Annotated in this window: 12 protein-coding genes; 8 read left to right on the forward strand and 4 right to left on the reverse strand. The window is 57.2% G+C overall.

Going from position 1 to position 13,308, the window contains the following annotated elements:
• Positions 1 to 3: 3 nt before the first annotated feature.
• Positions 4 to 1,197 (reverse strand): hypothetical protein, encoded by a 1,194-nt coding sequence (locus tag ACF8AM_RS13930; protein WP_392556216.1) that lies wholly within the window; start codon positions 1,195 to 1,197, stop codon positions 4 to 6.
• 240 nt (positions 1,198 to 1,437) lie between these two features.
• Between ACF8AM_RS13930 and ACF8AM_RS13935 the strand changes: the two genes are divergently transcribed.
• The 6 genes from ACF8AM_RS13935 to ACF8AM_RS13960 all read left to right on the forward strand — a co-directional run bounded on the left by ACF8AM_RS13935 (position 1,438) and on the right by ACF8AM_RS13960 (position 7,206).
• On the forward strand, positions 1,438 to 1,848 hold the full coding sequence (locus ACF8AM_RS13935) for a calmodulin-binding protein (protein WP_392556217.1): 411 nt from the start codon (positions 1,438 to 1,440) through the stop codon (positions 1,846 to 1,848).
• 55 nt (positions 1,849 to 1,903) lie between these two features.
• On the forward strand, positions 1,904 to 3,352 hold the full coding sequence (locus tag ACF8AM_RS13940) for a helix-turn-helix domain-containing protein (RefSeq protein WP_392556227.1): 1,449 nt from the start codon (positions 1,904 to 1,906) through the stop codon (positions 3,350 to 3,352).
• On the forward strand, positions 3,349 to 3,747 hold the full coding sequence (locus ACF8AM_RS13945) for a hypothetical protein (protein ID WP_392556218.1): 399 nt from the start codon (positions 3,349 to 3,351) through the stop codon (positions 3,745 to 3,747). The genes ACF8AM_RS13940 and ACF8AM_RS13945 overlap by 4 nt, the downstream gene beginning before the upstream one ends.
• A gap of 22 nt (positions 3,748 to 3,769) precedes the next feature.
• Entirely contained in the window at positions 3,770 to 4,984 is a 1,215-nt protein-coding gene (locus tag ACF8AM_RS13950) for a GTPase (RefSeq protein WP_392556219.1), read from the forward strand.
• Positions 4,981 to 6,249, forward strand: a complete 1,269-nt coding sequence (locus ACF8AM_RS13955; RefSeq protein ID WP_392556220.1) for a class I SAM-dependent methyltransferase — start codon at positions 4,981 to 4,983, stop codon at positions 6,247 to 6,249. Before ACF8AM_RS13950 ends, ACF8AM_RS13955 begins: the two co-directional genes overlap by 4 nt.
• Positions 6,250 to 6,372: 123 nt before the next feature.
• Positions 6,373 to 7,206, forward strand: coding sequence for a DUF4339 domain-containing protein (locus ACF8AM_RS13960; protein ID WP_392556221.1), 834 nt, complete (start codon positions 6,373 to 6,375; stop codon positions 7,204 to 7,206).
• Between the two features lie 52 nt (positions 7,207 to 7,258).
• On the opposite strand, the gene mdoH is transcribed toward ACF8AM_RS13960, so the two are convergent.
• From mdoH to ACF8AM_RS13975, 3 genes are all read right to left on the reverse strand, one after another.
• Positions 7,259 to 9,301 (reverse strand): glucans biosynthesis glucosyltransferase MdoH, encoded by a 2,043-nt coding sequence (gene mdoH, locus ACF8AM_RS13965; protein ID WP_392556222.1) that lies wholly within the window; start codon positions 9,299 to 9,301, stop codon positions 7,259 to 7,261.
• Positions 9,291 to 9,758, reverse strand: a complete 468-nt coding sequence (locus ACF8AM_RS13970) for a hypothetical protein (protein ID WP_392556223.1) — start codon at positions 9,756 to 9,758, stop codon at positions 9,291 to 9,293. The genes mdoH and ACF8AM_RS13970 overlap by 11 nt, the downstream gene beginning before the upstream one ends.
• Positions 9,759 to 9,909: 151 nt before the next feature.
• Entirely contained in the window at positions 9,910 to 10,122 is a 213-nt protein-coding gene (locus ACF8AM_RS13975; RefSeq protein ID WP_392556224.1) for a hypothetical protein, read from the reverse strand.
• Positions 10,123 to 10,348: 226 nt separating this feature from the next.
• On the opposite strand from ACF8AM_RS13975, the gene ACF8AM_RS13980 reads away from it, so the two are divergent.
• Positions 10,349 to 11,701: a glucoamylase family protein gene (locus ACF8AM_RS13980; RefSeq protein WP_392556225.1), complete on the forward strand. Its 1,353-nt coding sequence runs from the start codon at positions 10,349 to 10,351 to the stop codon at positions 11,699 to 11,701.
• 137 nt (positions 11,702 to 11,838) lie between these two features.
• On the forward strand, positions 11,839 to 13,308 hold a 1,470-nt coding region (locus ACF8AM_RS13985; RefSeq protein ID WP_392556226.1), incomplete at its 3' end, for a glucan biosynthesis protein.

Below are 13,308 nucleotides of genomic sequence, written 5' to 3' on the forward strand. Positions count from 1 at the left end.
AAGTCACTGCGTGACGGGTTTCACGCCGGCAGATGGCTTGGGAACGGGGAAGAAAGTGTTGGCACGTCGCACGCTATCGGGATCCACTTTCTCAAGTTCCTTGATTGCTTCGGCGGCCTCCGGTTTGGGGCATGCCCGCAAGTAATTGACAGCGGGAACACGGACCCAATTGTTGTCTGCGTCGGCGTCCAAAAACAATTGCTTGATGCGATCGACTTGGCTCCAGTCTTTCCAACGCGCCAAGTCAGGGATCACCAAGTCAGCCAAATCCGGTCGATCCAGAATGTGATGCAAAGACGGCACCAAAGCGCTTCGAGCGATCACACCACCTTCACTGCCGTGAAACCGCAAAGCCATGATGGCGGCATAGGTATCGGCGTACGATGCTTGCCGATTTTCAAGGAACAGCTCATCGATTACCGGCAGCCCCTCTTCTCCGGCGAGGGTCAGATAACAGCCGATCAGAGCGTCCAGTCCTGAACGAGAGCTTTTTTGGGTGCTCCTCAGCATGGATTCCAGCATGGGCAAGTCTTCTTCCCCGCCGCAGATCCCCAGCAACGTTAAATACATGCGTTTGCGATCAGGCGACATCTCAGGGTCTTGGACCCATGTGACCAGAGTGTCGTGATCCAAAATCGATTCGATCTTTTGAATCTCTTCGTACGGGGTGGACGCGAATTCGTCGTAGGCGTCGCGTGACAGCATCGAGTCTTCGTCTTGCAGGTAGTCGTAGTAAAAAACCAATCGTTCGGCCGGTTCTTTGCCGGCCAACCGGGTGATGTTTTCCAGGTACTTCTCGCTCTTCGGCGTCAACGGCAAGCAAGACCATTGCATGTCTCGGGGGTCCACTCCGCTGAGCATAAAACGTCGTCCCTTGGCCACATCGCCAAAGTAGACCGCGGTGACGGTTTGCCCGACTTCCACGTGTTCAGCGCCTTTCAGAACGGTCTCGATTCGCATCTTGACCTCATCCGTATCGGCGTTGCGTGTCAAATCGCTTTGCAGCGCTGACGCGACGACCACCGCGTCCATCACTTCCATCTCCTGACGCAGCGTCTGAGACACGGCACTGCAAAATGGGCAGGCAGACGCGAACGGGCCGGTCAACAGCGTTCCGAGCACCAGCACGCCAACGAGGACACGAGCTTTCAAAGTGATCATGAATTCACAAAAGGTGGTGGGTAATTGGCGGGACATCGAAGACGCAATCGGGTGCCAAGCAATCAGAGTTTACGTTCCAGATTGGGCGAGGTTCAAACCGTCTCTCACCGAAATTCTAGCACCTGACGCAATAATCGGAAACGAAACGACTCATCCTGATCGGTGGGTTGTGCCGATAACTCCGATGAAACCGGTGTGGACCACTCCACGCGGGAAAACCACGAGATCAAAAGATCCATCGCCAAACGCGATTCATACCCGGGGGGGAATGTCGGAATGTACCAACGAGCTACCATTTTGGCCGCAGCAGCGGCTGTTTTCTTTGTAGGCTTTGCCTGCGATTCTCCTCGCGCCGCCGCCCAGGGCTACGGTGCCCCTGTGGCAATGGGAGCCGGTGGGACTCTTCCCAATGCAATGGGACAAATGGGTTATCAAGGCCAACGTGCCTATGGCCAAAGCTGGGGATCATCCGCCGCGAACACGGACTGGAACCGGATGTACCACTACCCCTACGTCTACTACCCCCAGAACTTTTGGGGCCAAGACTACTACAAAAGCAGCGACAGCCTGTACCATCGCTACCCCACCGAAATGAGAATTCCGGTCTACAATAAAAGCTGGCACAACTATTACCCCAGCAATCGCCGGTTCCACAAAGGACACCACTTCATTCTTGACACGTTCTAATCGATCGTCCCGCCCCAAATCGCTCATCAAACAGCTCGATGCATCCGCCGCTCGCGTGTGGATCATCGACGCTGCCGGTGAATTGATTCATCTTTCGCCAGCGATGGCGGAGTGGTTGGGGAATTCAGGCGAATCGGACGACTCGCGAACCGTCGAAAAACTGGCAGAACTCTGGGTCGACGCTCTTCGCCCTGACCCATCGATCCGTTTTCGCGGCCACCAAACGCGACGAATCACCCTGAACCCAAACGCAGTGGACTCATCCGATTCAGGAAAAGGTCCAGGCAACGGTTTTCAAGGCCAGGGCTCGTTAACGCGGGAACCCTTGACGGAAATCGCACACTGGGTTTCGCTCGGCACCAGCGGTTACACCCTGGGCTGCGTGGGCGAATTCCTCCGCGACAGCGATGTGCCATTGTCCGACTGGCTGGGCGAAGGCGGCTTGCGTCAGGAGTCTCAGCTTCGCGAATTGATCGCCAAGCACCGCTCGTCCAACAAGCGAGCGGCGGACATTCTGTTGGCAGGCGAATCCGAGGCAGCCGAACGATTGCGTCGGCGTGTGACGGCGGCAACCTCCATGCGTTGTCACTTGGGGTTGTTCACGATGACCAACGCCAGCAGTCGTGAACTGGCACTTTGGTTGCACGACACGTCGATCCCAGGCGAACCGCTGACCATCGTCGACGGGGCCTTGATGGACGCAGAACTCTTGGAAGCCTACGCGGCACCGGCCATCCACTCGATCAACCGAAGTGAATCCGGTCGCGGCAAGGCAACCTTGCTGATTGAACGCTTGGACGAAATGCCCGATGACGCTCAATTGAAATTGACTCAGTGGGTGGATGCGTTCGGCGATCACCTCCGTCTGATCGGTTTGCTGGATCCGCGACGCGTCATCGAGAATCAATCGCAAACCAACCCGACGGTCGATCCGTTGGACGCACAGATCGCTGAGCTGACTCAAATGCCTCAGGCGGTCACTGGGATCGCCAATACACTTTTGAGTTTGATGTGCGCGATGCCGATCACGATCCCACGACTGAAGGATCGTCGCGAGGACATCCCCGCGCTCGCGATGGCGCTGCTTCACGAGGCCTATCGTTCCAATCAATCGCGAAAAACGAGTGCGACGACGGAGACGCCGCGTTTAGGTCGGGATGCGTTGGACGCATTGACGCTTTATCCCTGGCCAAACGATTTCGATGAGCTTGCCGAAGCCATGCATTCGGCGCTCGGGCGTGTCGTCGGCGATCGCATCGGTCGCGAGCACTTGCCGTTGGTCATTCGCTCCTATCGCGTTGGCCCAATCTCAAACTCGGAGCAGAAATCCGAAGCGGAGCAAAGCGACAAAAATTTCCGAATCCAGTCCCTGGACGAAGCCGTTCAAAAATACGAACGAGAATTGATTGACCGGGCCATGAAGGCGGCACAAGGCAACAAAGCCGAAGCGGCTCGCCGATTGGGAATCAGTCGCGCTCGGTTGCTTCGAAAATTGGAGGGATGATCGTCGTGGGCCCCCAACTTTGGATCACCGGCCCCGACGCTGAGCGTTGGTTCGATGCCGCCCAAGTGATGTGGAATGCCGATTCTCAACTCGCTCGCATCGCCTCCCTGAATGAACTGCCCCTCTGCAAGCGAAATTTTCGTACGCAGCAAGCTCCGATCGCCGAGGTTGTCCTCTGGGCCGGCGACACAACCGGGATTGTTGAATTGATTCAGTGGCTGAACTCGCCGGCTGCTCCGGCCGGACATCGTCTTTACATCGCGGCGGGTCAATGGTCCGATGCGGAGCGTTCCGTCCTCCAGCGTTTTGGCGTCCGCTTGACCGTTGCTGAACTCACGGACCTGGTCACCATTCAGCATGTCGTGAAGGCATGGTCCCTTCGCGTTCCCCAATGACAGACAGATTCCGCTCCTATCCATGACATCCCACTGCGACACCCTAGCCACTCGACTGACGGGCGTCGGTCGGTCCGCCGTCGCGGTGATCGGTCTGCGAGGCCCTCGTGCGGCTCAGTGCGTGGACGAATGTTTTGTTCCCGCATCCAACGCTTCCCCAGCAATGCAGCCAGGGCAGGTCCGATACGGCACTTGGAAAAGCCGCCAGGACGTCCCTGGCGAATCGATTGTCCTGACTCCGATGCCCGATGGTGGGTTCGAAATCCATGGGCATGGTGGCGAAGCGGCTGTCAATGCGATCCTGGCCTCTCTCAACGATCGCAATGTCGCCACCGTGGACGCATCAACCTGGCGGCGGAACGAATCTATCATCGTGACCGAAGCAGAACACGTCTTGCAGAGATGCGTCACCGGTCAGCAAGCCGCGGTCGCATTGGACCAAACCCGAGGTGCCTTGGTTCAGTGGTGCGAACATTGGATCGAACGTCTTCAACTTGCGCACGACTCGAACGCTCCGCTTGCACAACAAACGGTGTTGCTCGATCAACTTCACCAAGACGCTCGGACGGTGTGCTCCCATGGCGAACAAGGGGTTCGGTTGATCGAACCTCGACGGTTGGTTCTCGCCGGTCCACCGAACGTCGGCAAAAGCAGCTTGATGAATCAGATCGTTGGTTTTCGACGCAGCATCACACACGATTCCGCCGGCACAACGCGAGACGTTTTGCAGTGCGACACGGTGATTGCTGGCGTTCCGGTTCGGCTGAGCGATACCGCTGGCATTCGCGAAACAGCTCATTTGACCGAGTCAGGAGCCTCGATCGAACGCGAAGGCATCCGCCGTGCGTCGCTGGCGATCGAAACCGCTGACCTGCTGTTGATCGTGTGCCAACCATCGACCTTGGATCAACGAGCCGAATTTCGAAACGAGCTCCCGATTTCGAATCAGACGATCGTCCTGGAAGTGCTCAACAAATCCGACCTGCTAGTAGAACACGAACGTTCGTCCTTCATCGGAATCAAGCACCAAACCATCGCAAGCGAGGATGACGATCCTGGAATCGGAAAGTTGATGAACACACTGGCCGGGCATCTGTTGTCGACGCTTCCGCCTCGTCATTCGCCAGTCCCGATCAGCCAACGACAACAGGACCTAGCGTTGAGACTTTGCCAGGCAAACTCGTTTGACGCGGCCAACGCGTCGTTGAAAGAATTGCTGACAGGAGTTGCCCCGTGACCGCATCACCGATTGAGTTGGAAGTCACTGACAAAACAAGGGCAGCGATGCGCGACTGCATTGCCGGTCAACTGCATTCGCCAGTCATGCGAACACTGTCCAGCGGAACCAAAGCCGTCCTCAAGGATATCGCCGGACTGCAAACTCGCGCCACCGCCACGCTGGGCCCACCAATTCGCGAGGGAGAATCATGGTGGGTGAATCGGCGCGCGATCCAACAGTCCACGACCCGGCAGGTGGCGAAATTCAAAGCCTGTTGGTTCGGCGATCAATCGGTCACGGACATCTGCTGTGGAATTGGAGGCGACCTGATCGCCTTGGCTCGCCGCGGTCCCACCACCGGCATCGATGCCAACCAATCGTTACTGTCTTTCACCGCCGCGAATCTGATCACCGCAGACGTGAACGCGAATCTGCGTTGCTTGGACGTCATGGAATCTGAACCGGCTGATGTCGTGAGCGGGTCGAACTGGATTCACATCGATCCGGATCGCCGCGTTGACAATCAACGTCACGTCCAGCCTGACGCGTGGTTGCCGACATGGGAACGCACCGAAGCGCTGCTCAATCAGGTAAACGGCGGCTTGGTGAAGATGGCACCCGCCACAACATTGGATTCATCCCTCTCCGATGCCTGCCACCTGATGTGGATTTCATCCGGCGGCAGCGTCCGTGAACAAACCGCGATTTGGGGCAGTCTGCCAACGCCTCCGACAACTTCCCAAGGCGCCGCCTCATGGCAAGCGGGCGGTCGAACGGCGGTCGTTTTGAAACACGACGCGGCACAGTGCTACTCCGCCGAATCAGGTGACTCGGCCGATCCTGCTTCAGTCGCTTCGGCAGCCCAAAGCTGGATGATCGATCCGGACGGAGCCATCCGGGCGGCAGGCCTGACGGACCATTTCGCTCGATCTCACGAGGCCCAAACTCTGGGCGGTCCCTCCGGGTTCCTGACTGCCGATTGGAACGAACCAGAAGATGCCCCCTCATCGCCTCAGCATGCCTGCCAACATCTCGCGATGGTCGCTCCCATTCGCGATCGGCTGTCCTGTGACGACCGAGCCTTGCGAAGGTACTTTCGAAAGGCAAACGCGTATCCCGAGATCATCAAGGCTCGAAGCGTCGACATCGACCCCGGCAAATTAGGCAAGAAACTCCGCGAGTGCGGAGAGACTCCGCTGGCGTTGTGGATCGGTCGAAACGGCAAAAAAACCTATGCCGTCGTGACGGAACTCCCCAAACAGCTCCCGGCTCAAGAGGGGTGAGCGAGCAGCAGCGACCATCACGTCAGGGTTCGCACGAGCATTCGGGTTTCAATTATAGTGGGGCGGTTGAGTTCGTCTCAGCTCAGCTTCGCTCTTCTTCTTCTCGATTCGGACCACGGTTTTATGGGCGTTCGTTTTGCTTGCCATGCGTGTGGGAAGCGACTGAACATCAAGACAGAACTTGCCGGACGGCGGGGCGTTTGTCCCTCGTGCTCGGTGCGGTTTCGCATTCCTACCCAAGACCAACCCCAGTCCATCGCGGTCGACGAAGAATCCTCGGGAACCCATTCTTCCACCACGGCCGACGCCACTGACGTGGCCGGCGACCTGGCATCTTTGGAGCAGCCATCCGAGGTCGAAGCATCCGAATCGGCGGCCACCCACGAGTCCTTCTCGGCGTCCGCCGCCGGCGGATCGACCACGATCGAACGCCCGCAAACCAAGCCCCAAAATGCGGCGGGATCCGCCACTTCCACCGAATCTCTGCCGACCAGCCCCGATGCGATCCTCGGCGACTCGACTGCCGTCTGGTACGTTCGCCCGCCAAGCGGCGGCCAATATGGTCCGGCCGACGGCCCGACGATGAAGCAGTGGATCACCGAAGGTCGAATCGCCGATGCCGCGATGCTGTGGCGTGACGGATGGCCGGACTGGAAGCCCGCCGGCGAAATCCTGCGTCAACTCAAACGGGGCGGTTCCACCCACGAGAACAACCCTTCCGGCGAAGCACACGCTCCTCAGAAACCAATCTTGGCAACTCCCGGCAACGCACATCTTGTCGACGGAAGATTGGTGGACGCACCTGCAGATCGTGACAAGGTCACCGTTCTCAATCGAGGCGGCCCACTCGATTCCAGCAAACGCAAACGATCGCGGAAACGAATTGCCGCGACCGTTGCATTGGTGTTGGTGTTGTTGCTTCTCGTGGCCGCTCTGGCGTTTGTCATTTTGCGCTGACGCCCTTCATGCCCCATTTGTGTTGGCCACGAACCAATCCGACCAATAGCATTCAACTTGCCGCCTTGGCCAAACGCTTGAGATTCGCGTGCGTCTGAACGTGCAGTTCCCTTAGCAACTCCATGTCGCTCAGCAAAGCACGCCTCAGTTCCATTGGAATCTTGGACACGTCCACGCCGCTGGATTCGTTCTTTCCAACCTGCAAACGACGACTGGAACTTCGGACTTCCTCTCGTTCACTCTCCGTCATCGCATGCTCAGAACCACTGGCTCGCAACACCTCATGGTGCGTGTGGAAATAGGTCGGGCTATCAATCAACTGCTCCAGCATGGATGACTTTGGCAGAGCAGCCCATCGCTGCCCAGATTCCAACATCGCTTGCTCGTAAAGTTGGTACACCTCCGGCGGATTGGTTTCCTCTGGAATCACCAGCAACCGAAGCTTTGCCAACGACCTGCCGATCTCTTTGCTCGCCATGACCATCGCCAAGGGGACCGCCAAGATCAGTCCAGCGGTGATCGGCAGGAACCACACCGCCCACGATCGGGCGAACGTGAAAACGGCCCCCGTGATCGCGACACCAAGCAACGTCAGCATTCCGTAATCGCGTATCGCTTGGAACAAAGGCAAACCATGCTCACCACGTTGCTGTGACGACCATTTGACTTTCCGACCTCGCAGCGTCGAAACCACAAATCGAGTGTGCATGATGGCCATGATTGGCGAAAGCAAGACCGACAACACGATCTCCATCAACACCCCCAGCAACATTGAAATGGCACCACCGAATTGCCACGCCCGGCCCCGGTTCACCACACTGGCATAGCCATAAAATTTAGGCACCAACAACATCGTCATCGCGGCAACAAACAAACCAAGCTGCATCGTTGTTGGCGACACGGACTGAAAAAGAACGACGTCTGACGGCGTCCTGTTTTCCAACACCCAACTCGCAACGCAAAGACACGTGAACAAAATCCAAAGTGGCGAACTGGCATAAGCCAACACGCCGCTCAAGAAATGCAATCGGCTGACCGAATGAAAGCCTTCGCTCAGCAACAACCGGCTGTGCTGCAAGTTGCCTTGACACCATCGTTGATCACGTTGGGCATAGTCCGTCAGCGTCGTGGGACATTCTTCGTAACTGCCACCGATGTCATTGGCCAAACGAACTTTCCAGCCTCGGCGAACCAGCAACGATGCCTCGACAAAATCGTGCGAGAGAATCTCACCGCCCAAGGGTGCTTGTCCTGGCAACACCGGTAGGTCGCAGCAATCACAGAACGCTTCCACCCGAATGATTGCGTTGTGCCCCCAGTAATTGCCTTGCTCGGCCGCCCAAGCATCGAACCCTTCGCAGAACACGGGACCGTAGGCCGCGGCCGCGAATTGTTGCATGCGAGCGAACCACGAATGCCGGCCGATCGGCGTCGGCGGGACTTGCAAAATCCCCAGCCGATCATCGGCTTCCATCCGCCGAACCATTTCCACCATCGTGTCGGGTTCAAGCAGACTGTCCGCGTCCAGCACAATCATCAACGAATAGGGATCCGACCACCGACGACAAAAGTCAGCGATGTTCCCCGCTTTGCGAGCCACATTTTCGCGGCGATGTCGGTAGTAAACGTTGCAGGATGTCTGCACTTCCTCATCCAACCGATCGGTCAACTGAGACCAGGCCAACTCTTCCGCGAGCCAGACCTCGGAATCGTTGGTATCACTCAGGATGAAGAAATCAAAACGGTGATTCGGTCCTAAACCTCGGACCATCGCTTCCACCCGGGCAAACACGTCTTCAGGTGACTCGTTGTAAACCGGCACCAGTACCGCTGTCGGCCTCTCGTCGGCCACCGAGGTGGGTTCGCTTGCAGGCGTTCGGTGACGCAGTAAACGCACGAACCCCAACGTGGCGACGACAAACGAAAATCCAATCCAACCGAACAGCAACGCAAACAGCGGAACGCTCATCCACTCCAACCATCCGCGACCATTCGCCGACATGGAAATGACGTAAATCGTCGTTCCAACCACAGTGATCAACAAGGCGAGTGTGGCGATCACCCAGCGGATTTGCTTGGTCTCTTTACTGACCATCGGTCATGGCCTCGGGTTGTTGTCCGCGGGTCTTTTCACCGACCGAACCGAACCATGCCATCACGGGTTCTTGGATATGCCGCGAAGCCATTTGCATCCACCATTGCGGCCGCAAAGGACCAATCAACAGCGGTGTTTCATTGGGGCGCAACGTCCGCGTCCCCGACTGAGGAATCACACGTCGGCGCCGGCTCGCCGCCCCCGCGGGTGCATTTGATCTGGGTTGCGAAAACAACTCGTCAATCGCTGCCTCCAATGTCAATTGTGGCAGGCGTGGATCATTGCTTTCACCACGCGTTTGCTCCGCTTCACCGGAATCAGCATCCACCCGCAAACGTTGCTTTGCGAGTCCCACGAAGTAGTGCGATTGATCACGCACGCTGTCGGGATGGTGGTTCCCACAGCGATGCAAATAGTCCGCAATGACAGACAGAGATTGGTCGTTGAGAGTGTTCATCGGAAGAGCCTGATAAGAAAAGGGGCCAGTCGAACGAGTGGCGCGTGGGCTTCACGTGACGCTTTACCAAACGGTCAAAGCATCGACGTTTGCCACCATGAGGGTTTATCAAATCCCGCGCCGGAATTTCCGGACGGATCCGCAAATTCATTCAAAATTTCTCTAAGGGAGCTACGAGCGGCTCTCGAACCCCATCAAGCTTCTTGAGAACGCCCTCGTGTTCACGAGAAATCAACATGAATTTGTTGGGTGCAATTGCGACATCGACGGTGAGCCAGTATTCGGGCGAGTTGATTGATTTGCTGCCACCAAACTGGGCAGCGATTGCCGCTGGCGGCATCAACGCAGAATCAATCATTTCCAAACAAAGGATGGATGCAAATCGAGCATCGAACTTGCGAGGCCACTAACGAAGCCCTAGCATCCACAAACCAACGAACAACGACGCACTAAACCCCGTAGTAGAGTTACACCTGCCTTCTTGGTAACTCATTTTGCTCCGGGACCAGAGCAGCGACGTCGCAGCGGTGCACCCCCCGCCGCCTGCGAGCCGCCCCCGCCACTCCCCCCGCCAAACTGGATTCGTCCGCATGAAGCGACGTTTGCTTCTTTCCGCTCTCGCTGCCGCGCCCTTGCTCGCGGCGCATCGTCTTCGTGGTGACGGAGACTTCTCGATGGTCTCCGCTGATTCTCAAGCGGGAACGGATGATCGAATGATGGACGAGAACTCATACCCATTTCTAGATGACCTGCGACATCGATGTTATCGGTACTTTGAAGAAGCAGCCGACCCGCAATCCGGACTGATCTCCGACCGCGGACATGCCGACGGGAGCTCCTTCAGCACCTATGCCAGCACAGCCGCCTGCGGTTTCGGTTTGGCTGCCCACGGTGTGGCAGCGAACAACGGCTGGATCTCTCACGAGCAAGGCGCCTCACGTGCTCGAACGATGCTGGACTTCTTGGTCAACCAGGCAGACCATGAACGCGGATTGGTCTACCACTTCATTGACAGACTGACCGGACAACGGGCCCTCGACTGTGAAGCGTCCACGATTGACACCGCGTTGTTGATCGCCGGTGCAATGCACGCTTCACAAGTCTTTCAAGACGATCGCGAATTGGTCGAACTAGCGGACGCTCTGTACGAACGAGTCGATTGGCGTTGGATGCTTGGCGACAACGGTTGTCTTCACATGGGTTGGCAACCTGAAACCGGGCGACTTCCCTATCAGTGGGACCGGTTCAGTGAACTGACCATTCTGGTTCTGCTCGCGATCGGAGCCCCGAGTTCTCCGATTCCTCCGAGTTGCTGGACTGCTTGGCGACGCGACACACTCCTTCATCACCAGGGTGAATCCTTCGTCAGCTACCCGCCTCTGTTTGTCCATCAATACCCGCAAGCGTTCTTTGACTTTCGTGCCGTTATCTCTCCCGACGGTCGCAACTATTGGCGAAACTCACAACTAGCTCACCTGGCACAAATCGACTTCCAGAAATCCCTTGCCGCTCAGTCGCCCAAGCGATTCGGGCACTACGGGGAAGACCTGTGGGGTCTGACCAGCAGTGATTCATCAGATGGTTACCGTGATTGGGGCGGCCCCTACCAAGACGGCGAAGCACAACCTGATCGTGGCATCGATGGCACAGTCGTCCCAAGTGCAGCGGGCGGCGGATTGGCGATTGCCCCCGACCAAGCGATGCGGACCCTTCGCTATCAAAAGGAGACGTTCGGGGAGTCCGTCTATGGTCGCTATGGCTTCGTCAACGCTTTCAACCCCAAGCGTGGTTGGATCGGATCCGATGTGATTGGAATCGACACGGGAATCACCCTCCTGGCCGCATCGAATTTGTTGGAGGAAGGCGTCTGGCATCCGTTCATGAAACACCCCGCCGCCCAGCGAGCCTTCCGATTGGCCGGTTTCCGCCCCTTGGTCGGTTAGCAAGGGCTTCGAGCCCGAGAAGCTCGCTTCATCTTTTCACTTGGGCACGCTGAGTGCTTCGCGGAAGCTAAACTGCTTCGGTGAATCCACTGCCGTGCGATTCTCCCCTGCTGCTTGTCTTCAACGGGACCAGGTGTATGAATTTTGACCAACGTGCTGTGAGGCTGGCCTCTCTTGCCTGCCAAGCTATTGTCATTGCGATGTCGATCGCGGCCACTCCGGCCAAGGCGGTGGACTTCATCGACGTTCGTGATTTCGATTCCCTTTGCGAATTAGCCGCTGAGCGATCGCTAGCTGAATACGTTCCAGCCCCTCCGCTGCCGGAGCCTTTGGCATCATGGCAGTACGACGACTACATCAAGGTGAAGTTTCGACCGGAACGAGCCACTTGGTTTGACCAGGGACTGCCGTTCTGGTTGGAAACGTTCCACCGCGGATTTGTCCAAACAGACTTGGTCGAACTGTTCACTCTCAATCCTTCGCCACACGGCGAGCCAATCGTCCAACGCATCGCGTTCAGCAACGACGACTTCGTCTACGAGGCACCATGGCAAAAAGCCGAGATTCCGGCGGCAGGTCATGCCGGTTTCCGAGTCGTCGGTCCTTTCCCAGATCGCCCCGACGCACAAGAAATGCTGAGTTTCATCGGCTCGAGCTACTTTCGGGGGCGCAGTGGAGACACCATCTACGGTGCGTCCGCTCGCGGGTTGGCCCTCAACATCGCGATGATGCAGGAAGAAGAGTTCCCAGACTTTCGCGCCTTCTGGATTCAGATGCCAGCGGTCGATTCGGATCAAATCGCGATCCTCGCCTTCATGGATAGCCCAAGTGTCACCGGGGCATACCGTTTTCATTTGCTACCTGGCAATGAAGTGACACGGGTGAAGGTCCAAGCCCGAATCTTCTTCCGTGACCAACCGGAAAAGATTGCGTTGGCTCCTCTGACCAGCATGTGGATGTGGGGCGATGGACTGAATGGTCCACCCAAAGACAGTCGCCCATCCGTGCACGACAGCGACGGGTTACTGATTCAGACGGGTCCGGAGGAATGGAGTTGGCGAGCGTTTGCACGCCAAAGTTATCCATCCGTGACTTCGAAAGACGTCCAATCGCTGCATGGGTTCGGTTTGATCCAGCGGAACCGAGCCTTCTATCACTACGACGATCATAACGCACGCTACGACAAACGGCCCAGCGTTTGGATCCAACCTGACTCACCTTGGCCCGACGGCCGAATCGAATTGCTTGAACTGCCGGGAGCCCATGAAGGCATCGACAACTTGGCGGCGTACTGGTTGCCTCCCGAATCCTCTTTGAAACTCTCCACCGCCCCAGAATCAGAACCCGACGCAAGCACAAGCGACACCGAAACATCCACTTCCCCCGACACAGACCAGAACACTGCGACGGTCTCGAAAGAGACACCAGGCCAAACCAGCGACTCACCCGAAAACGTTTCCCCTTCGCTTGAGTTTGCTTACGAAGTCAGCTTTTTCGCGGGTGACCCAGCAAAGCACAACGTACTGGGCCGAGCGACGAACCAGAACGTCACCCGACCAGATGACGCGGGTGAACCGATCGAAATGGAGATTCGATTCGCGGGCCCT

The organism is Rhodopirellula sp. JB055 (genome assembly GCF_043100905.1).
Classification (GTDB): Bacteria; Planctomycetota; Planctomycetia; order Pirellulales; family Pirellulaceae; genus Rhodopirellula.